This is a genomic window from Streptomyces sp. NPDC058145 (assembly GCF_042884245.1).
GTDB lineage: Bacteria > Actinomycetota > Actinomycetes > Streptomycetales > Streptomycetaceae > Streptomyces.
On sequence record NZ_JBHVUH010000002.1, the window covers coordinates 144,108 to 163,478 of the forward strand.

General features: G+C 73.2%; 16 protein-coding genes and 2 pseudogenes. 11 read left to right on the forward strand and 7 right to left on the reverse strand.

Features of this window, described 5'->3' with window-relative positions; genetic code table 11:
- Positions 1-82: 82 nt before the first annotated feature.
- On the reverse strand, positions 83-1,090 hold the full coding sequence (locus ACFVVO_RS04795) for a hydroxyacid dehydrogenase (RefSeq protein ID WP_390051768.1): 1,008 nt from the start codon (positions 1,088-1,090) through the stop codon (positions 83-85).
- 138 nt (positions 1,091-1,228) lie between these two features.
- Here ACFVVO_RS04795 and ACFVVO_RS04800 point away from each other — a divergent pair, with 138 nt between their 5' ends.
- The 5 genes and pseudogenes from ACFVVO_RS04800 (at position 1,229) to ACFVVO_RS04820 (ending at position 7,922) form a co-directional block, all read left to right on the forward strand.
- Positions 1,229-2,479, forward strand: a complete 1,251-nt coding sequence (locus tag ACFVVO_RS04800; RefSeq protein WP_390051769.1) for an FAD-binding protein — start codon at positions 1,229-1,231, stop codon at positions 2,477-2,479.
- Positions 2,480-2,611: 132 nt separating this feature from the next.
- Complete coding sequence (locus ACFVVO_RS04805) at positions 2,612-3,862, forward strand: ROK family transcriptional regulator (protein WP_390051771.1); 1,251 nt, start codon at positions 2,612-2,614, stop codon at positions 3,860-3,862.
- An 18-nt stretch (positions 3,863-3,880) separates the two neighbouring features.
- Positions 3,881-4,321: pseudogene (locus ACFVVO_RS04810) on the forward strand (carbohydrate ABC transporter permease); the annotation flags it as partial.
- 12 nt (positions 4,322-4,333) lie between these two features.
- Positions 4,334-7,234: a glycoside hydrolase family 2 TIM barrel-domain containing protein gene (locus ACFVVO_RS04815; protein WP_390051773.1), complete on the forward strand. Its 2,901-nt coding sequence runs from the start codon at positions 4,334-4,336 to the stop codon at positions 7,232-7,234.
- 103 nt (positions 7,235-7,337) lie between these two features.
- On the forward strand, positions 7,338-7,922 hold the full coding sequence (locus tag ACFVVO_RS04820) for a TetR/AcrR family transcriptional regulator (RefSeq protein ID WP_390051775.1): 585 nt from the start codon (positions 7,338-7,340) through the stop codon (positions 7,920-7,922).
- 33 nt (positions 7,923-7,955) lie between these two features.
- Here ACFVVO_RS04820 and ACFVVO_RS04825 read toward each other — a convergent pair whose 3' ends face one another.
- From ACFVVO_RS04825 to ACFVVO_RS04835, 3 genes are read right to left on the reverse strand one after another with little or no spacing between them, the layout of a single operon-like run.
- Positions 7,956-8,414: a hypothetical protein gene (locus tag ACFVVO_RS04825; protein WP_390051777.1), complete on the reverse strand. Its 459-nt coding sequence runs from the start codon at positions 8,412-8,414 to the stop codon at positions 7,956-7,958.
- A 57-nt stretch (positions 8,415-8,471) separates the two neighbouring features.
- A complete protein-coding gene (locus tag ACFVVO_RS04830; protein WP_390051779.1) occupies positions 8,472-8,840 on the reverse strand; it encodes a VOC family protein in 369 nt (122 codons plus the stop codon).
- On the reverse strand, positions 8,837-10,564 hold the full coding sequence (locus ACFVVO_RS04835) for a DUF2264 domain-containing protein (RefSeq protein WP_390051781.1): 1,728 nt from the start codon (positions 10,562-10,564) through the stop codon (positions 8,837-8,839). The genes ACFVVO_RS04830 and ACFVVO_RS04835 overlap by 4 nt, the downstream gene beginning before the upstream one ends.
- Before the next feature lie 258 nt (positions 10,565-10,822).
- Between ACFVVO_RS04835 and mmuM the strand changes: the two genes are divergently transcribed.
- Positions 10,823-11,752: a homocysteine S-methyltransferase gene (mmuM, locus tag ACFVVO_RS04840; RefSeq protein ID WP_390051783.1), complete on the forward strand. Its 930-nt coding sequence runs from the start codon at positions 10,823-10,825 to the stop codon at positions 11,750-11,752.
- 166 nt (positions 11,753-11,918) lie between these two features.
- Here mmuM and ACFVVO_RS04845 read toward each other — a convergent pair whose 3' ends face one another.
- Positions 11,919-13,490: a carboxylesterase/lipase family protein gene (locus tag ACFVVO_RS04845; protein WP_390052338.1), complete on the reverse strand. Its 1,572-nt coding sequence runs from the start codon at positions 13,488-13,490 to the stop codon at positions 11,919-11,921.
- Between the two features lie 372 nt (positions 13,491-13,862).
- On the opposite strand from ACFVVO_RS04845, the gene ACFVVO_RS04850 reads away from it, so the two are divergent.
- From ACFVVO_RS04850 to ACFVVO_RS04870, 5 genes and pseudogenes are all read left to right on the forward strand, one after another.
- Complete coding sequence (locus tag ACFVVO_RS04850; RefSeq protein ID WP_390051785.1) at positions 13,863-15,353, forward strand: purine-cytosine permease family protein; 1,491 nt, start codon at positions 13,863-13,865, stop codon at positions 15,351-15,353.
- 55 nt (positions 15,354-15,408) lie between these two features.
- Positions 15,409-15,614 (forward strand): annotated as a pseudogene (locus ACFVVO_RS04855) (substrate-binding domain-containing protein); the annotation flags it as partial.
- Positions 15,615-15,810: 196 nt separating this feature from the next.
- The gene (locus ACFVVO_RS04860) at positions 15,811-16,635 is read left to right on the forward strand and encodes a helix-turn-helix domain-containing protein (RefSeq protein WP_390051787.1); all 825 of its coding nucleotides are present in this window, start codon (positions 15,811-15,813) and stop codon (positions 16,633-16,635) included.
- A complete protein-coding gene (locus ACFVVO_RS04865; protein WP_390051789.1) occupies positions 16,632-16,817 on the forward strand; it encodes a DUF397 domain-containing protein in 186 nt (61 codons plus the stop codon). The genes ACFVVO_RS04860 and ACFVVO_RS04865 overlap by 4 nt, the downstream gene beginning before the upstream one ends.
- Positions 16,818-16,881: 64 nt before the next feature.
- Positions 16,882-17,280: a VOC family protein gene (locus ACFVVO_RS04870; RefSeq protein WP_390051790.1), complete on the forward strand. Its 399-nt coding sequence runs from the start codon at positions 16,882-16,884 to the stop codon at positions 17,278-17,280.
- Here ACFVVO_RS04870 and ACFVVO_RS04875 read toward each other — a convergent pair.
- A complete protein-coding gene (locus ACFVVO_RS04875) occupies positions 17,266-17,949 on the reverse strand; it encodes a helix-turn-helix domain-containing protein (RefSeq protein ID WP_390051792.1) in 684 nt (227 codons plus the stop codon). The genes ACFVVO_RS04870 and ACFVVO_RS04875 overlap by 15 nt on opposite strands.
- A gap of 73 nt (positions 17,950-18,022) precedes the next feature.
- Positions 18,023-19,261, reverse strand: coding sequence for a YihY/virulence factor BrkB family protein (locus ACFVVO_RS04880; protein WP_390051793.1), 1,239 nt, complete (start codon positions 19,259-19,261; stop codon positions 18,023-18,025).
- Between the last annotated feature and the right edge of the window lie 110 nt (positions 19,262-19,371).

The window sequence follows — 19,371 nt, forward strand, 5'->3', positions numbered from 1 at the left end:
CTCTCACCGTATGCCCCCGTTCGCGCGCCGGCCCGGCCGGGTCCCCACCCCGGCGCGCGAGCTGCCCGGTACGGCGGTGTCGTCAGGCCGTCCGCGCCAGGGCGGTGTGATCGACGGCATGAGCGAGCGGGTCCCCCACCGCCAGCCGTGCCGCCTCCTCCACCACCGTCCGCCCGAGCCGGGCGACCTCGTTGCCCTGCGAGCCGGCGAGGTGCGGGGTCACGAAGGCGTTGGGCAGGTCGAACAGGGGCGAGTCGGCCGGCAGCGGCTCCGGGTCGGTGACGTCCAGCACGGCGCGGAGGCGGCCGGTGCGCACCTCGGCCACCAGGGCGTCGTGGTCGACCAGGGCGCCGCGCGCGGTGTTGATCAGCACGGCCCCCGAGGGCATCAGGGCGAGTTCCCGGGCGCCGATCAGACGCCGGGTCTCGGGGGTGTCCGGGGCGTGCAGGGTGACGATGTCGGAGCCGCGCAGCAGGTCGTCCAGCGCCAGCAGGGGCACGCCGAGCCGGGCGGCCCCGGCCTCGTCGACGCAGGGGTCGGCGAGGCGCACCCGCAGGTCGTGGGGGCGCAGCAGCTCGATGACCCGACGGCCGATGCGGGAGGCGCCGACGACGCCGACCCGGCGGCCGTAGTTGCCGATGCCGGGGAGGATGTCGCCGTAGGGGAAGGCGCGGCGGGTGCGCAGCAGGTCGCGGGAGGCGAAGACGTCCTTCCCCGCGAGCAGGATCATGGCGAGGGTGTACTCGGCGACGGGCACGGCGTTGGCGGCGGCGGCCGAGGAGACGGCGATGCCGCGCTTCCAGACCTCGGGGGTGGTGAAGCCCTTGACCGAGCCCGCCGCGTGCAGCACCGCGCGCAGCCTCGGTGCCGCGTCCAGGGCGGCCGCGTCGAGGAGCGGGCAGCCCCAGCCGGTGATGAGGATCTCGGTGCGGGCCAGTGTCTCCAGCACCCGGGGGTCGGTGAAGCCGTCCGCCACGAGGGCGGGGTCGATGTCGACGTGCTCGCGCAGCCCGGCGAGCAGGTCCGGCGGGAAGACGCGCGGCACGTTGTGTGCCGTCATGGCGAACAGTGCCTGGGGACGCTCGGGCAACGAAGGGACCTTCCGTCTCGTCGGCGCACGGATCGCAGGCGCTCGGATCGCAGGCGCTCGGACAGCAACCGCTCTCTACGGTAGGTCCCGGCAGATGAGAGGGTCAATGAACACGTACTCCAGGGAGGGACGGCAAGGATGAGGCAGCCGCGGACGGTCACCAACTGGGCCCGGAACATCACCTACGAGGCCAAGGAGTTCCAGCGCCCGGAGACGGTCGGCGCGCTCCGGTCCCTGGTGGCCGGCGGCGCGCGGGTGCGGGTGCTGGGCAGCGGCCACTCCTTCAACCGGATCGCCGATCCCGGCGGCGACGGGGTGCTCGTGTCGCTCGCCGCCCTGCCGCCGGTGATCGACGTGGACACCGCGGCCCGTACGGTGCGCGTCTCGGGCGGGGTCCGGTACGCGGAACTCGCCCGCACGGTCCACGCGCAAGGACTCGCGCTGCCCAACATGGCCTCCCTGCCGCACATCTCGGTGGCGGGCTCGGTGGCCACCGGCACCCATGGCTCGGGCGTGGACAACGGGCCGCTCGCCGCGGCGGTGCGGGAGGTGGAGCTGGTCACGGCGGACGGCTCCACGGTCACCATCGCCCGGGGGGACGCCTGCTTCGACGGCGCGGTGACCTCGCTGGGCGCGCTCGGCGTGGTCACCGCGCTCACCCTGGAGCTGGAACCGGCGTACGAGGTCGAGCAGTACGTGTTCACCGAACTGCCCCTGACCGGGCTGGACTACGGGGCGGTGGCGGGGGCCGCGTACAGCGTCAGCCTGTTCACCGACTGGCGGGAGCCGGGGTTCCGGCAGGTGTGGGTGAAGCGGCGCACCGATCGGGCGCCCGTGGACTTCCCGTGGGCCGCCGCAGCGAGCGAGGCGATGCACCCGGTGCCGGGCATGCCCGCGGTGAACTGCACCGAACAGTTCGGGGTGCCGGGACCGTGGCACGAGCGGCTGCCGCACTTCCGGGCGGAGTTCACCCCGAGCAGCGGGGCCGAGCTGCAGTCGGAGTACCTGCTGCCGCGGGCGGCCGCCGTCGACGCGCTGCACGCGCTCGACGCCGTCCGGACGACGGTGGCCGGCGTCCTGCAGATCTGTGAGGTGCGCACCGTCGCCGCCGACCCGCAGTGGCTCAGCCCGGCCCACCGCCGGGACTCGGTGGCCCTGCACTTCACCTGGATCGAGGACACACCCGCCGTGCTGCCGGTGGTCCGCCGGGTCGAGGAGGCGCTGAGCGCGTTCGACGCCCGTCCGCACTGGGGCAAGGTGTTCACCGTGCCGCCGGCGGAGCTGCGCCTTCGGTACGCACGCCTGGCCGACTTCCGCGCGCTGGCCGAATCCCTCGACCCCACCGGCAAGTTCACCAACGCCTTCGTCCGGGACGTCCTGGGGAACTGAGACCGGTGGGGCTTTTTTCACCCCATTTCCTAACCCCTTGTCGAAAGCGTCCCCAGCCCATAGCCTGTCGCCGCGCCGGTGCCGGTCTCATCCCGGCCCGGCCCGGCCCGACGGGATGGGAGGGGCAGCTCCGTGAAGCGCACGTCACGTGACATCCGCACCGCGAACCGCTACGAGGTGCTGCGCCAGATCATCGCCGAGTCTCCCACCTCGCGGCAGGAGCTGGCGGCCGCCACCGGGCTGAGCCTGGCCACGGTCGCCACGCTGGTCGGCGAGCTGCTGGACCTGCGCCTGATCACCGAGGTCGGTTTCGAGGACTCGGCCGGCGGCAGGCCCCGGGGCCTGGTCGCCGTCAACGCGTCCGGCGGCGCACTGATCGGGGTGGACATCGCGGAGACGTATGTCCACGTCGAGCTGTACGATCTGGCGCTGAACGTACTGGCCCGAGCCGACGAGGACATGCGGCCCGGCGAGAGCAGCCCGGAGCAGGTGGTCGGCCATGTCGCCGCCGCTGTCGGCTCGGTGGTGGCCCGGGCCGGGATCGAGGCGGCCCGGGTGCTCGGCGTCGGTGTGAGCGTGCCGGGCCAGGTCGACCGGGACAGTGGGGTCGCCGAGTACGCGCCCAACTGGGACTGGCACGAAGTGCCGTTGCTGGACCTGCTCACCGAGCGCATCGCCCATCCGCTGTACCTGGACAACCCGCTGCGCGCCTGCGCCGTGGCCGAGCTGTGGTTCGGGGCCGCGCGGGGCCGCGGGGACGCCGTGGTGGTGAACCTCGGCACGGGGGTCGGCGCCGGTCTCGCGCTCGGCGGCGGGCTGCACCGGGGGGTCAGCAACAGCGCGGGCGAGTGGGGACACACCACACTCGTGCTGGACGGCCGGCTGTGCCACTGCGGCAATCATGGCTGCGTGGAGACCTACGTCGGCGCGCCCGGCATCATGCAGAACCTGCGCGAACTGAGCCCGCGTTCACCGCTGTTGCATCCCGAGGACCAGACGGCGACCATCGACGCCCTGGCCGCTGCGGTCGCCGCGGACGATCCGGTGGCGCTCAAGGTGGTTCGCGACACCGCCCGCTATCTGGCCGCCGGGATATCCGATCTGATCAACCTGCTCAACCCCGAAGTGGTCGTGCTCAGCAGCTGGGTGGCGTCCCGGCTGGGCGCGCCGCTGCTCGGTGAGGTGCGCGCGGCCGTCGCCCGGCACGCGCTGCGGCGGCCGCTGGCGGCCACCGAGATCGTCCTCTCCCCCATCCCCACCGACCCGGTGTCCCTGGGCGCCGCCACGTTCGCGCTGGAGGGGACGCTGCGGTCCGTCGGCGGACAGCGGAACGGCGCCAGGCGCACCGGTGCCGCGAGCAGCCGCACCGCACCGTCCGCGTGAGGACGTAGGAGCCGCACATTGTCGTCGCTCGGCTGGGTGGACAGCTACCGGGGTCTCATCGTTCCGGGTCTGTTCAGCGGTTTCACCTGCTTCCTGTTCCGGCAGTACTTCCTCGGGTTCCCGAAGGAGCTGGAGGAGGCGGCGCGCGTGGACGGGCTCGGTCACTGGGGCGCGTACTGGCGTGTCGTGGTGCCCAACTCGCTGAACATCTTCGCGGCGATCGCCACGATCACCTTCATCAACGGCTGGAACTCCTTCCTGTGGCCGCTGGTCATCGGCCAGGATCCGAGCGCCTGGACGGTCCGGGTCGCGCTGTCGTCGTACATGACCAACCAGACCGTCAACTACCACCTGATCTTCTCGGCGACCGCCATTTCCATCCTGCCCCTGCTGTTCGTGTTCCTCTTCCTCCAGCGCCGACTGGTGCAGGGGATCGCGCAGACCGGTATCAAGGGCTGAGCTAGGAGACCGATGTCCTTTCGCACCTCCCCCCCTCTCGGCTTCGCTCGAGCCGGGGGACCCCCATCCGAGTACGTCGAGGACGTCTCGCCGGGCTCCGGGACGCTGCCGCCCCGGGCCCGGTACGCCACCTCGGACGCCAAGTCCCTGTCCCTGAACGGAAGCTGGCTCTTCAGACTGTCGGACACGGCCGACGCCGAGGACGACTCCTTCGCGCGCGAGGGGTACGACGCGGCCGGCTGGGCGGAGCTGCGGGTCCCCGGTCACTGGGTCCTCCAGGGGCACGGGTCCCCCGTCTACACCAACCACCTCTACCCGTTCCCGGTCGACCCGCCCCTGGTCCCGACCGAGAACCCGACCGGCGACCACCTGCGCGTCTTCGACCTGCCCGGGGACTGGCCCGACCGGTCGGACGGCGGGGCGGTGCTCCGTTTCGACGGGGTGGAGTCCTGCGCCCGCGTCTGGCTGAACGGCACCGAGCTGGGCGAGTTCAAGGGCTCCCGGCTGCCGCACGAGTTCGCGGTCGGCCGTCTGCTGAAGCCGGCGGGCAACGTGCTGGCGGTCCGGGTCCACCAGTGGTCGGCGGGCTCGTACCTGGAGGACCAGGACCAGTGGTGGCTGCCGGGCATCTTCCGTGACGTCACGCTGCTGCACCGCCCGGCGGGCGGCGTCCTCGACTTCTTCGTGCACGCCTCGTACGACCACGTCGCCGGCACCGGCACCCTGCGCGTCGACTCCGACGTGGACGGCCGGGTGACCGTGCCGGATCTCGGGATCGACGTCGCCACCGGGGAGCAGGTGACGGTGCCCGCCGAGCCGTGGTCGGCGGAGATCCCGAGGCTGTACGACGGGGTGCTGGCCACCGAGGGCGAACGGGTGCCGCTGCGCATCGGCTTCCGCACGGTGGAGCTGGCGGACGGCCTGATCAAGGTCAACGGCAGGGCCGTGCTGTTCAAGGGGGTCAACCGGCACGAGTGGCATCCGGAGCGGGGCCGCGCGCTGGACCTCGCGACGATGCGCCAGGACGTGCTGCTGATGAAGCGGCACAACGTCAACGCCGTCCGCACCTCCCACTACCCGCCGCACCCGGCCTTCCTCGACCTGTGCGACGAGCTGGGCCTGTGGGTCGTCGACGAGTGCGATCTGGAGACGCACGGCTTCACCGAGCAGGCCTGGCGGGACAACCCCGTCGACGACGACCGCTGGACCCCGGCGCTGCTGGACCGCGCGGCCCGCATGGTCGAGCGGGACAAGAACCACCCCGCCGTCGTCGTCTGGTCGCTGGGCAACGAGGCCGGCACCGGCCGGGGCCTGACCGCCATGGCCGAGTGGATCCGCGGCCGCGACTCCTCCCGGCTGGTGCACTACGAGGGCGACCTCGACTGCCGTGACACGGACATGTACTCGCGGATGTACGCCGGGCACGCCGAGGTCGAGCGGATCGGCCGGGGCCTGGACGGCGGCACCCACCGGCGCCGTGAACTGCCGTTCATCCTCTGCGAGTACGGGCACGCCATGGGCAACGGCCCCGGCGGGCTCGCCGACTACCAGCGGATCTTCGAGGCGTACGACCGGCTGCAGGGCGGCTTCGTCTGGGAGTGGATCGACCACGGCGTCAAGGACGAGCGGTTCGGCTACGCCTACGGGGGCGACTTCGGCGAGGAGCTGCACGACGGCAACTTCGTCTGCGACGGACTGCTCTTCCCGGACCGGCGGCCCTCCCCCGGTCTCGTCGAGTACAAGAAGGTCATCGAGCCGGTCGCGATCGAGGGCGACGGCACCGGCGGCAGCATCCGCGTCACCAACAAGTACGACTTCGCCGACCTCTCGGCGCTGGCCTTCACCTGGGCCTACCAGGTGGACGGCGAGACGGTGGCGTCCGGCGCCCTGCCGGTGCCCCCGCTGGCGCCGGGCGAGTCGGCCGAGGTGAAGCTGCCGGAGCCGCCGGCCACGGCTCCGGCGGGCGAGGCCCACTGGACCGTACGGGCGCAGCTCGCCGCCGACACCGCCTGGGCGCCGAGGGAACACGTCGTCGCCTGGGGCCAGTTCGCGGTCTCGGCACGCCCGGTGCCGTCGGTTCCGGCGTCCGACGGCCCGGTGGCCGGCGCGGGGCTGATCACCCTCGGCCCGGCCTCCTTCGACGCCCGCAGCGGCGCCCTGAGGGCGATCGGCGGGGTGTCGGTCACCGGGCTGCGCCTGGACGTGTGGCGGGCCACCACCGACAACGACGACGGCGCCGCCTGGCAGAGCGACATCCGCTACGGCCCGCTGTGGCGCAGGCTCGGTCTGCACCGTATGCGGCACCGGCTGGACGCCGTGGAGGTGGACGACGACGCGCTGACCGTGCGCACCCGGGTGGCGCCGGCGGCCTGGGAGTTCGGGCTGTCGACCGTGTACCGCTGGACGTCGGACGGAACGCGGCTGGGGCTGACCGTGTCCGTGACCCCGGACGGCGACTGGACGGTACCGCTGCCCCGGCTCGGCATCCGCTTCGGACTGGCGGCGGCGGACCGTGTGCGGTGGTACGGCGGCGGTCCGGGCGAGGCGTATCCGGACAGCGCGACGGCGTCGGTGGTCGGCCGCTGGCAGTCGACCGTGGACGAGTTGCAGACACCGTACGTCCGTCCGCAGGAGAACGGCGCCCGGGCCGGCGTCCGCTGGGCGGAGCTCGGCGGCCTGCGCGTCGAGGGCGACCCGGAGTTCTCCCTCACCGCCCGGCGCTGGACCACCGAGCACCTGGACGCGGCGGCCCACCTGACCGACCTCACCCCAGGTGACACGGTGTGGGTCAACCTCGACCACGGCCTGCACGGCCTCGGCTCCCAGTCCTGCGGCCCCGGCCCGCTGCCGCGGTACTTCCTGCGGGCCGAGCCCACGCGGTTCTCGTTCGTCCTCTCGGAGGTCCTCGCCTGACGAACGCACGGTTCCGCGCGGGCCACCGGATGCGCATCGCTCGGTCCGGAGGCCACAGCCTAGATATCCTAGGATGCCGGCTTGACATCCAAGGAGGTGGCCCATGGCCCGTGCGGGACTCACCGTCGACCGGATCGTCGCGGCCGCCGCCGAACTCGCCGACGAGGCGGGCTTCGAGAACGCCTCCCTCTCCGCGCTGGCCCGGCGCTTCGGGGTGAAGGACGCGAGCCTGTACTCGCACGTTCGCAACCTGAACGACCTGCGCACCCGGCTGGCGCTGCACGCGGGCGGCGAGCTGATCGACCGGATCGCGGCGGCCGTGGCCGGCCGGGCGGGCAGGGACGCCCTGGCCGCCTTCGCGGGCGCCTACCGGTCGTACGCCCTGGAGCACCCCGGGCGCTACGCGGCCACCCAGATCCGCATCGACCAGAGCCTGATCGCCGGCTCCCCCGCCCTGCGCCGCACCGCCGAGATCACCTACGGCATGCTCCGCGCCTACGGCCTGGCCGAGCCCGACCTCACCGACGCCGTACGCCTGCTGCGGAGCACCTTCCACGGCTACTGCGCCCTGGAGTCCACCGGCGGCTTCGGCGCCCCCCGCGACGTACAGGCCTCCTGGGACAAGGCGGTGGAGGCCCTCCACATCGCCCTCACCCACTGGCCCCGGGAGCCGAAGGCCGATGACTGAGCGGGGCTGCCACGGCAGCACGGGCGAAGGCGGTCACGAGAGGTCCCCCACCGCGTCCGCGTAGTACGTGGATTCCGCCACGTGGTGCGCCAGTTCGCGGAAGGCCCAGCCTTCGCCGGGCGAGGCGTCGAGCTGTTCGCCGGTCAGCGCGTCCAGGCGTACGGCCCAGATCCGGGCCAGCCGGGTGAGGCGGCTGCGGGCCTCGTCGAGGTCGTCGGCGGTGAAGGGGGCCAGGTCCGCCGCCGTGGTGCTCGCGGAGGCATGCCAGTGGTCCGGCTGGGGGGCCTCACCCGCCAGCCGGGCCTCCAGTTCGGCCAGATGGTCGACGAGGTGGTCCGCGACCCTGCGGATCGCCTTGTGCGGGGTGTGGACGCGGTCGTCGGTCAGGACCGGGGTGCCGTCCCAGGCGGTCCATCCGGCGGCCAGGGCCAGCACGTGCCCGACCATGGTGGTGACGGCCCGTGCGGGCGTTTCCTGTTCGGTGTCGCTCATACGGAGCACGCTAGGTCCGCATCCGTTCGGCGGCGGCCGAAGTGTCCGCGCGCTTCCCTATCCGGCGCGCTCGGCCGCGCTGCGCTCCACGCAGAACTCGTTGCCCTCGGGGTCGGTGAGGACCGCCCAGCCGGTGCCGTCGGGCCTGCGCCGGTCGTCCACCAGGGTGGCGCCGAGGGCGATCACCCGCTCGACCTCCTCGTCCCGGGTGCGGTCCTGTGGCTGGAGGTCGAGATGCAGCCGGTTCCTGACGGTCTTGCCCTCCGGCACGGTGACGAACAGCAGCCCCGCGCCTTCGATCAGCGCCTCCGGGTCGCCGGGGTGGTCGTCCTCGTGCAGCGGCTGGTCCAGCACCTTCGACCAGAAGCTGCCGAGGGCGTAGGCGTCGGCGCTGGCGATCGTCACATGGCGGATCGTGGAAGTCATGCGGTGGAGTCTTCTGCACGGTCGTCGAGCGCGGCAACCGAGTTGTCCCGTGGCGCGAACCGGAACCGCCCGCACCGGCCCGTGGCCCAGCGGACGGTCAGGTCCTGCTCGTCCCGCACCTCGACGGCCACCAGATCGCCCAGCGGCGCGGGGTCGGGTTCCGCGGTGAGCCGGGCGAGGGCGACGAACAGGGTGGCACCGTCTCCGGTCACGCCGGAGAGGACGTATCCGTCCGACAGGCCGTGCGCCGGCACCAGTTCGGCCCGCTCGTCCTCCCACGGCACCCACCCGGTGACGTGCACCTCGGTGCCGGGTTCCGCTCCCGTCACCAGATGGACCCGCACCTCCACCGCCCCGTCGGCCACGACCAGGCTGGTCACCGCCGCACCGGATGCCACGGTGCACCGGGAGGCCGCCCAGTCCTCCCCCACTCCCAGGGGCACGACACCCGAGCGGACGGGGTCTCCGCCGACCATGACGATGTTGTCGGGCGGGGACCCCAGGGGCCGCGTGACCGTGGAGTACGCGAACCGCGTGTAGTACGGGTCGTAGCGGAGGTCCTCGCTGCCGTGGTTGTGCAGGCGGACGACGCCGTCCGAACGCGTCGACTGGAGCAGCCAGTTGGGTCCCGTGATCGGGGTCACCGCGTCGGCGCGCTCCGCCGGGCCCGGCCGCTCCCGCGCCGTCCACGCTTCGTGGTCCGGGGGCAGCAGGAGTCCGAGGAAGCCCTTGCTCGCCCAGTAGGGCGAGGCCGGCCCCGAGTAGCTCTGCAGGACGGACTCGTCGGGGCCGTGCCAGCCGAGGGTCAGCAGCCCGCGGGAGTCCACGGCGTCCCGGTCGAGGAAGTACCTCAGCGCTCCGGAGGCCAGCCGCCGGGTCTCACCGGCCGCCAGCGGCGTACGTCCGGTCAGCGCGCCCAGCCACAGCGGGGCCGCGGTCGCGAACCGGTAGGTCAGTGAGCGGCCCTGGTGCAGGGGCGCGCCATCGGCCCCGAACAGGCGGGCGTAGTCGGCGAGATGGGCTTCGAGGCGGCCGCCGTAGCGGTCCAGCAGTCCGGCGTCGCCGGCCAGCCAGGCGTGCAGCACCGGGTAGAGGTGCATGGCCCAGCCGTTGTAGTAGTCGAACTTGCGGCCGTCGCCGTCGGTGTACCAGCCGTCGCCGAGGTACCAGCCCTCGATGCGGTCCAGGCCGCGGTCGATCGCCTTGCGGGCCGCGTCCGGGCGGTGGCCGATCTCCTCGAGGAAGCCGCCCACGGTGACCGGGAACAACTCCCAGTTGCAGGGCCAGGGTTCGGCGGTGAGGGCGTCTTCCAGCCAGGCCGCCGTCCGCTCGCGCACCTCCTGGTCCAGGCGGTCCCACAGCAGGGGCCGGGTCAGTCGCAGGGCCAGGGCGATCGAGGCGGCCTCGACCAGGGGCTGGCTCCGGTCGGCGATCCGCGGCCAGACTCCGCCGGGGCCGGTCGCGAGGCCCTCGGCGTAGCGGCCGAGCGCGGTCTCGTCACGGCGGAAGGCGGCCAGCAGCAGGGTGCGGGCATACCCTTCGAGCCCGTCGGAGAGGTGGCCGGAGTGGCTGACGTGGCCGCCGGGGAAGTGGTAGAGCGCGCGGTCGGGGGTGGCGTACGGCTCGACGGCGGCGAGCAGGGTGTCGGCCGCGGCCTCCCAGTGGGCGCGGGTGTATCCGGTGTACGGGCTCGACGAGCGGTCGTCGGGCGGCAGTCGGAGCACGGCGGTGACGTTCCTTCCTGCTGGGCCCGGGGCGCCCCGGTTCCGGTCGGGACGCCCCGGGGCTCCGTCCCACCCGCGTCCGGCCCCCCGGACGCCGGACGCCGGGCGGGAAGTTCCTCGCGGACCGGGTCGGCGTGGCGCGTGGTGACGTCCGCGGCCGGACCCGAGACCGTACCGCGCTGGGCAAGCGCTTTCCACCCCCTTGCGCGGGTGCGTGCGCGCGCTGTGCGCGCGAGGCACTTGGACTAGCGTCGAGACATGACCAGCAGCACGTCCGGCAGCACGCACCCCGGCCTCGCCGAAGCCCTCGCCGCCGGAGCGGTCGTGCTCGACGGCGGGATGTCCAACCAGCTCGAGTCGGCCGGGTACGACCTGGGTGACGAGCTGTGGTCGGCGCGGCTGCTCGCCGAGCGTCCCGAGGCGATCACCGAGGCGCATCTGGCCTACTTCGACGCCGGTGCGAGCGTGGCGACCACCGCGAGCTACCAGGCCACCTTCGAGGGCTTCGGCAGGCGCGGGATCGGCCGGGCGAGGGCGGCGCGGCTGCTGGTGCTCAGCGTGGAACTGGCCCGGGAGGCGGCCCGGCGGGCGCGGGCGGCCGGGGCCGCCCGCCCGTTGTGGGTGGCGGCCTCGGCCGGTCCGTACGGGGCGATGCTCGCGGACGGCTCCGAGTACCGGGGACGCTACGGGCTGAGCGTCGGGGAGCTGGAACGGTTCCACCGGCCGCGGCTGGAGATCCTGGCCGCGGCCGCGCCGGACGCGCTGGCCCTGGAGACGGTTCCGGACGCCGAGGAGGGGGCGGCGCTGGTGCGGGCGGTGCGGGGGCTGGGGGTGCCCGCCTGGCTCTCGTACACCGTCGAGGGCCGGCGTACGCGCGCCGGGCAGCCGCTGGAGGAGGCGTTCGCGCCCGCCGCCGACGCCGGCGAGATCATCGCGGTCGGCGTGAACTGCTGCGCGCCGGAGGACGTGCCGTACGCGGTCGGGGTCGCGGCCCGGGTCACCGGGAAACCGGTCGTCGTCTACCCCAACAGCGGGGAGGCCTGGGACCCGCGGGCACGCGCCTGGACCGGCCGCTCCCGGTTCGGCGCCGGGCGGGCCGAGGCGTGGCGGGACGCGGGGGCACGGCTGATCGGCGGCTGCTGCCGGGTGGGGTCGGCGGGGATCGCCGCGATCGCGCGGGTGGTGTGAGCGGGGCGGGGACGAGCGTTTCCCGCTGCCGTGCCGGTGCCGGCTCCGCCCTGTCACCGTTCCGCCGCCGGCGTGACCGGCATCCGCGCCGTCGGCCGTCCTGCCGTTGCCGGTGTCACCAGCGCCGGCATCGGCATCGGCATCGGCATCGGCATCGGACGCGGTGTCACCGGCGCCGGACGGCGACCGAGCGGCGCAGGCGCCGCACCGCCGCGGCCCGTGCGGCTCCCGGCGCCTTGACGCCGGAGGCGGACGACGGCTCCGGGATGGTGGCGGCGGTCGGCCACAGACCGAGTTCGGCGTCGCGCGGACCGTACGCGACACACGGCTCACCGCCGTCGAAGATCCGCACCGGATGCGAGGCGTCCCAGGCCTGCCAGCCGGGGTCGCCGGTCGCGGCGAACCGCACCCAGGCCGAGTGCATCGTGTCGCACAGCGCCTGCGGCGCGCCCGCCCCGGCCAGCTTGACCGACTCCGGCACCTCCCCGGTGTCGAAGACGAACCCGAGTTCGAGCGCATGGCAGGCGCCGAGTCCGGGGACCAGGGACGGCCAGGCGAACTCGTAGAGGTAGGAGCCGCCCGGTCGGGCGTCGGCGAGCCGCTGCAGCGGCAGCCGGAGCAGGTGGTCGGTGACCATCTGGCCGACGATCTCGGCGGTGCCGGCGTCGGGGCGCGCGGCACGGTAGCCGCGGGGCACGTCGTGGCCGGCGTGGCAGCGGGCCATGGCCCCGGCCAGGGCGACCGTGCCGAGCCGGTCCACCCGCTCGACCAGGCCGCCGGGCACCAGCCACAGCCGGTACTCGTCCCGGGTCCAGCCCATGAGCAGGTCGGCGCCCCGGGCCGCCTCGCCGTCGATCAGGGCCTTGAGCGGGTCGCGGGGTACGAGGTCCCCGTCGACGACGATGCCGAAGGCGGGGCCGCCCAGCACGGGGCTGCTCCGCCGCCCCACCTCGGCCTGGGTGCGCAGCAGCAGTTCGCGGTCGACGGCGGCGAAGGCCTCGGCGGTGGCCGGGATCTTCAGCCGGCCGGCCATGCGGCGCACCATGCGCCGCACCCGGTCGCGCTCCGAGATCTCCGGTGCGCCGCTCTGCAGCACCGCCCGCCGGAACAGGCCCTGGGCCTGGGGTGCGGCGATCAGGGCGCCGACGCTGATCGCGCCGGCCGACTGTCCGCACAGGGTGACGTTGTCCGGGTCGCCACCGAAGGCGGCGATGCTGTCGCGCACCCAGCGCAGAGCGGCCAGCTGGTCGCGCAGGCCGGGGTTGGGCGGCGCGTCCGGGAACAGTCCGTAGCCCTCGACTCCGAGCCGGTAGTTGACCGAGACGAGCACGACCCCGTCCCGTGCGAACGCGTGTCCACCGTAGACAGGTACAGCGGAGGATCCCCTGGTCAGGGCACCCCCGTGCAGCCACATCAGTACCGGGAGGCGGGCACCTGGGCCCGGCTCGGGGGTCCACACGTTGAGGTTCAGGCAGTCGTCACCGGCGACGACGGGGTCGGACAGATACCGGGCGAAGGCCTCGGAGTACGGCGGTTTCGGCGCCGTCGGCCCGAAGGCACCGGCGTCCCGCACCCCGTCCCACGGCTCGGCCGGCTCGGGCGGCCGGAACCGGCGGGGCCCGAAGGGCGGAGCGGCGTACGGAATCCCCCGGAACACCGCGACACCGCGCTCGTACCGGCCGCGTACGGCCCCGTGGGGCGTTCCGACCACGGGGCCCGTCGACTCCTCTGCCGCCATCACCCACCAGCCCTTCACCACGCCCGACCCCCGCCGCCGGGCCACCCGGGCACCGATCAAGCACCGCTCACTTCAGAGCACCACACCGCGCGGATGTATTCCGGCGCACAGAGTCCGCGTTGGGCTGTACGGGGGACGCGGGCCGGCGGCCGCACCGGCGGCGCGGCCCACTCCGGGTGGCGGCGGCCGCCGGCCTGCGGGCCGCCGGCCTCATTGATCCGGGATCAGGTCCGCCGACGATCAGTTACGCCCTACAATCCGTCCTCTCGTGACGCGCTCAACTACACGTGCAACAACCGTCGGAGACCCCGTCGGTCGAAGGTGTGAGTCAACGGCCCGTCGCAAGCGCCGGGTCCGGCGAAAGGAACCCGGATGACCACCACCGAGGACAGGGCGGGAGGCCTCCAGGACCTGGAGGAGGACCTCCGCCCCCTCCCCGCCTCGGGGCGCAACGCAAGGATCAGCGGCCAGTTCTGGATCTGGGCCGGCGCCAACATCGCGCCCATCAACTGGGTCCTCGGCGCCCTCGGCGTGACCATGGGTCTCGGCCTGTGGGACACCATGACCGTGCTGGTCCTGGGCAATCTGGTCGGGATGGCCGTGTTCGGCTTCTTCGTCCTGCTCGGCCAGCGCACCGGCGCGACCGGGATGGTGATCGGCCGAGCCGTGTTCGGACGGCGCGGCAACTACCTGCCGACGGCCGTCCAGGCGATCGTCGTGGTCGGGTGGTGCGCGGTGAACACCTGGATCGTGCTCGACCTGGTGGTGGCCCTGCTCGGCAAGCTCGGCATACTCGACCCGCACGCCGGCAACACGGCGGTCAAGATCGTCGTCGCCGCCCTCGTCATGGCGGTCCAGGTCGCCGTCTCGCTGGCCGGCTACCGGGCCATCGCCGCCTTCGAACGCTGGACGGTACCGCCCACCCTGGCGGTGCTGGCGCTCATGTCGGTCTTCGCCTGGTTCTTCCTGCACATCGACTGGGGTTACGCGGGCCCGGCCGGCGGCACCCTGACCGGCACCGCCCGGATCAGCGCCATGTCGATCGTCATGACCGCCATCGGCATCGGCTGGGGCATCACCTGGTTCACGTACGCCGGCGACTACGCCCGCTTCGTCAGCCCGACCGCGTCCCGGCGCAAGCTGTACGGCGCCAGCGTCGCCGGGCAGATCATCCCCGTCGTGTGGCTCGGTCTCCTCGGCGCCACCCTCGCCACCAAGAACGGCTCGGTCGACCCCGGCCAGCTGATCGTGGAGAACTACGGCGGACTCGCGATACCGGTCCTGCTGCTGGTGCTGCACGGCCCCGTCGCCACCAACGTGCTCAACATCTACTCGTTCAGCATGGCCGCCCAGACCCTCGACATCCGGGCCGGCCGCCGCCCGCTGACCGTCGCCGTCGGTGCCGTCGCCCTGATGGCCTGCGTCTTCTTCATCCTCCAGGACGACATCGCCGGGGTGCTCGACGCCTGGCTCGCCGGCCTGGTCGGCTGGGTCGCGCCGTGGGCGGCGATCGTCCTGGTCCACTACGGCGTGATCGAGCGGAAGGTGACCTCGTTCGATCACCTCTTCGACGCCGTCGGCAGCCGCCGTCTGCCCGACGTGCGCTGGCGCGCGATCCTCGCCTTCGCCGTCGGCGTGGTCTTCACGTGGCTGTTCATGGACGGCTCGGTGGGTGCGCTGCGGGGCCCGCTCTCGCTGCGCCTGCACGGTATCGACCTGTCCTGGCTCGCCGGCGCCCTGTCCGCGGGTGCGGTGTACGCGCTGCTCGCCGCCGACGACGGAAGGCAGTGGGTGCGCCGCCGCGAGTCCGCCGACGCCCCTCCCCACCCCGGCTCAGCGGCCGCCGCGCGGCTCCAGGCCTGACCGGGCCGGCACCGGCCGGAACAGCGCGACTCGGGCACCGGGCGGTTGACGCGCGGCTGTCGTGGGAAGCGCTGATCCGCCCGAGGCCCGCTGGGTCAGTCCGCGCTGACCACCGTCCGTCCGCCGCTCGCGGAGATGGCGGCGACGGCGCTGCGGCTGCTGGTGCGGATGATGAGCGGCGAGCGGCCGGAGGGGACACGTACCGAGCTGTCGACCCGGTTGGTGCGGCGGGCCAGTCGCGGGGCCCCGCCCGCTCGTTGACATCGGGGCGGGGGCGGAATCGGTTGACGGCCGGGCACCTCCCGCACGGGGTGCCCGGCCGCCGTCCTGTGTCACCGCACGAGGAGCCGCGCGGCCATGACAGCGCGCCCATGCCCGCCGCCACCTGCGCACGTACAGCTCGTTTGTACGGGTGCGGGGTGGTGAACACAGGCACAGGTGTGGGGAGTTCGACCGTATGGGAACGAGCCGACGGGCACGGAGGAACGCCTCGGCGATGCGGATGGTGGGTGCGCTGCTCGCCCTCCACCGCGAGGCCGCCGGGTACACGCAGAGGTCGCTGGGCGAGCGGTTCGTCGTCGGCGAGCAGCAGATCGCCTCGATCGAGCAGGGCAGACGCCCACTGAAGCCGGACCTCGCGGAGCAGTTGGACGAACTCCTGAACACCAAGGGGGTGTTGTCGGTCGCACTGAGCAGGATGCCGGAAGTCGATCTCGTTCCGATGTGGGCGGAGGAGTACCTGGACTGTGAGCGGGAGGCGATCACGATCTCCTGGTACGAGGCCTTGGTGGTCCCCGGCCTGCTCCAGACCGCAGCCTATGCACGGGCGGTCTTCCAGGGCCGCGTTCCGGTCTACGAGGAGGACGAGATCGAGCGCATGGTCGCGGCACGCATCGAGCGACAGGAGATCCTGCACCAGAAGTCACCTCCGACGACGAGCTTCGTGCTCTGGGAGGCGGCGCTGAGGGACCGGTTGGGCGGCGACGATGTGTATCGCGAACAGCTCGGGCATCTGCGGGCGTTCGCCGACCTGCCGGGGGTGACCCTTCAGATCCTGCCGCTGGGCCGTACCTCGCACGCCGGGCTCAACGGCCCGTTCATCCTTCTGGAGACGCCCGAGTACCAGCGGCTCGCATACAGCGAGACACAGCAGGGCAGCCAGTTGATCGGCGACCCGAACAAGGTGGCGATCCTTACCCAGAAGTATGCGATGCTGCGAACGCAGGCCCTCAACGCCGAAGACACGAGGGACCAGTTGGACCGTCTTCTGGGAGAGCAATGAGCGGCACCACACTTGAGTGGTTCAAGTCCAGTCACAGTGGCGATGAAGGCGGCGCGTGCCTCGAAGTAGCCACCGCCCCCACCGCCATCCACATCCGCGACTCCAAGACCCCCAGCGCTCCCCACGTCATGGTCGCCCCCGCCTCCTGGGCCGCCTTCCTGAAGCTGACCAGGGACGTCTGACGGGGTCCGGCCCCTGTCCGTTTTCTTCAAGACCGGGCGCCCGGTCCCTGCCTACCGTGGGTCCATGACTCCACGATTCGCCGTGATCGGCGTGGTGGCCTCCGATCTGGCCGCCTCGCTCGCCTTCTACCGCCGCCTCGGGCTGGTCTTCCCGGAGGGGGCCGAGACACAGCCGCATGTCGAGGCCGAGCTGCCCGGCGGGCTGGTGCTCGCGCTGGACACCGAGGAGACCGTCCGGTCCTTCCACCCGGCGTGGCGGCCGCCCGCCGCCGGTGGACGGGTCGGGCTCGCCTTCCACTGCGGCTCGCCGGCCGGGGTCGACGCCGTGTACGAGGATCTGGTGGGCGCCGGGTACCACGGCGAGTTGAAGCCGTGGGACGCGTTCTGGGGCCAGCGGTACGCCACCGTGCACGATCCCGACGGCAACGGCGTCGACCTGTTCGCCCCGCTAGCCGCCAAGTAGCTCGCCCAGCGTCCGGCCCGCCAGTCGCCGCACGTCGCGGGCGAGGTGCGGCTGGTCCGCGTAGCCGGTGCGGGCCGCCGTCTCGGCGTACGGCACCCCGCGGCGGGCCAGGGCCAGGGCGCGCTGGAGGCGCAGGATGCGGGCCAGCGTCTTGGGGCCGTAGCCGAACGCGGTCAGGCAGCGGCGGTGCAGCGCGCGTTCGCCGATGCCGAGTTCGATGGCCGTGGCCGCCACCGGGCGGCCCGCGTCCAGGCACTCCACCAGCCGGCGCAGCAGCGGGTCGGGGCCCTCGGACTCGGCGGCCCAGTGCAGGGCGATGTCCTCCAGGGCCGTCGCCGCCTCGGGTGCCGCCGCGACACGGTCGCGCAGCCGCCGGACCCGGGCGGCGGGCCACAGGTCGGTCAGTTCGACACGGGTGTCGCGCAGCTCTTGGGCCGGTACGCCGAGCAGGGCGGGCGCGGTGCCGGGGAAGAAACGCAGGCCCGCCCAGGCGCGGGGCGGGCCGCCGGGGGTGTGGGCACGGGTGTCGGGACCGGCGACCAGCAGCCTGCCCTCGCTGAACAGCAGGTCCATGCAGCCGTCGGGCAGTACCGGCCGGGTGGCGGGGTCCTCGGGGGTGCGGCGCCACACCACGGCGCCGGTGAGCCGGGACGGCCGTTCCTCGTACACGAGCGCCAGGCTACGCCGCCGGGGGCGCGACGGGTGGCGGCACGGTCCCCGGGACGGGAGCCCGCGCGGGCGGTCACTTCCCGTACGGAGGCGTGTCGCCGTTCTTGCCGTGCTTCCCGTTGACGCCGTTCACACCGTTGGATCCGGCCGGACCGGCCGCTCCGGTCCCTCCGGCCGCCCCCTCCCCCTTGTGCGTGTGGTGGTGCGGGTTCCTGGCATGGGTGCGCAGGCGGGCCGTCACGTCCTCCGGGGGGAGGAAGCGGGACCAGCGCTCGGGGAACTCGGAGGGCATGTCAGGGTCGTCCGGGTCGCTCTCGCGGGCCGCGGCGGCCCAGGCGACGTACTCGGCGACCTGCGCCTCGCGCACCCGCTCGTTCGCCTCACGGGCGGCGGCCGTGGCGGCGGCGGGCCAGACCCGGTCGATGGCGGCGTTCACCGCCGCGCCGACGAGCACGGCGAAGGCCGACACACCGATCCACAGCAGGACGGCGACGGAGGCGGCCAGAGAGCCGTAGATCGTGGCGCCCTCGATGGTGTGGGTGAGGTAGATGCGCAGCAGCAGGCTGCCCACGAGCCACATGGCGAGGGCGACCAGGGCGCCGGGCACGTCCTCGATCCACGGAGAGCGCACGGGCACGGAGACGTGGTAGAGCGTCGTCAGGAAGACGACCGACAGGACGAGGACGACCGGCCAGTACAGGACCTGCACGAGCGTCGCCGACCAGGGCACGATCCGCACGACCGCGTCCGGTCCGGCCACCATCAGCGGCAGCGCGACCGAGCCGATCAGCAGGGCCACGATGAACAGCAGGAACGCCATGATCCGGGTCTTGACGATGCCGCGCACGCCGTCGAGGCCGTACATCACGGTGATCGTGTCGATGAAGACGTTCACCGCCCGGGAGCCGGACCACAGGGCGAACAGGAAGCCGATGGAGATGACGTCGGGCCGGCCGCCCGCCATCACGTCGTGCAGGATCGGTTCGGCGATCTCCTTGACGCCCTTGTCGGACAGGACGGTGCGGGAGGCCTCGAGGATGTTGTTCTCCAGGCTGTGGATGCTGTCGGCACCGGTCCAGGCGTCGACGTAGCCGAGGAGGCCGATGAGGCTCAGCAGCAGCGGCGGCACGGACAGCAGCGTGAAGAACGCCGCCTCGGCCGCCAGGCCCAGGATGCGGTACTCCATGCAGGAGTTGACGGTGTCCTTGAGAAGCAGCCAGGCCGTCCTGCGCTTGGATACGTTCCGGTAGAGGGCTCTGGCCCGGTGGAGACGGCCGGCGGGCCGCTCGGGGGTTTCACTTCCTGGCTGCACGACCTAACGGTATCCGCCGCACCGGGCCGCCCTCACCTTCCGGGGGTGGGCGACCGGGCCCGACGCGCTCCGGACCGGGGCCGCGGCGCTCCGGGGGCAGCATCGGCGCG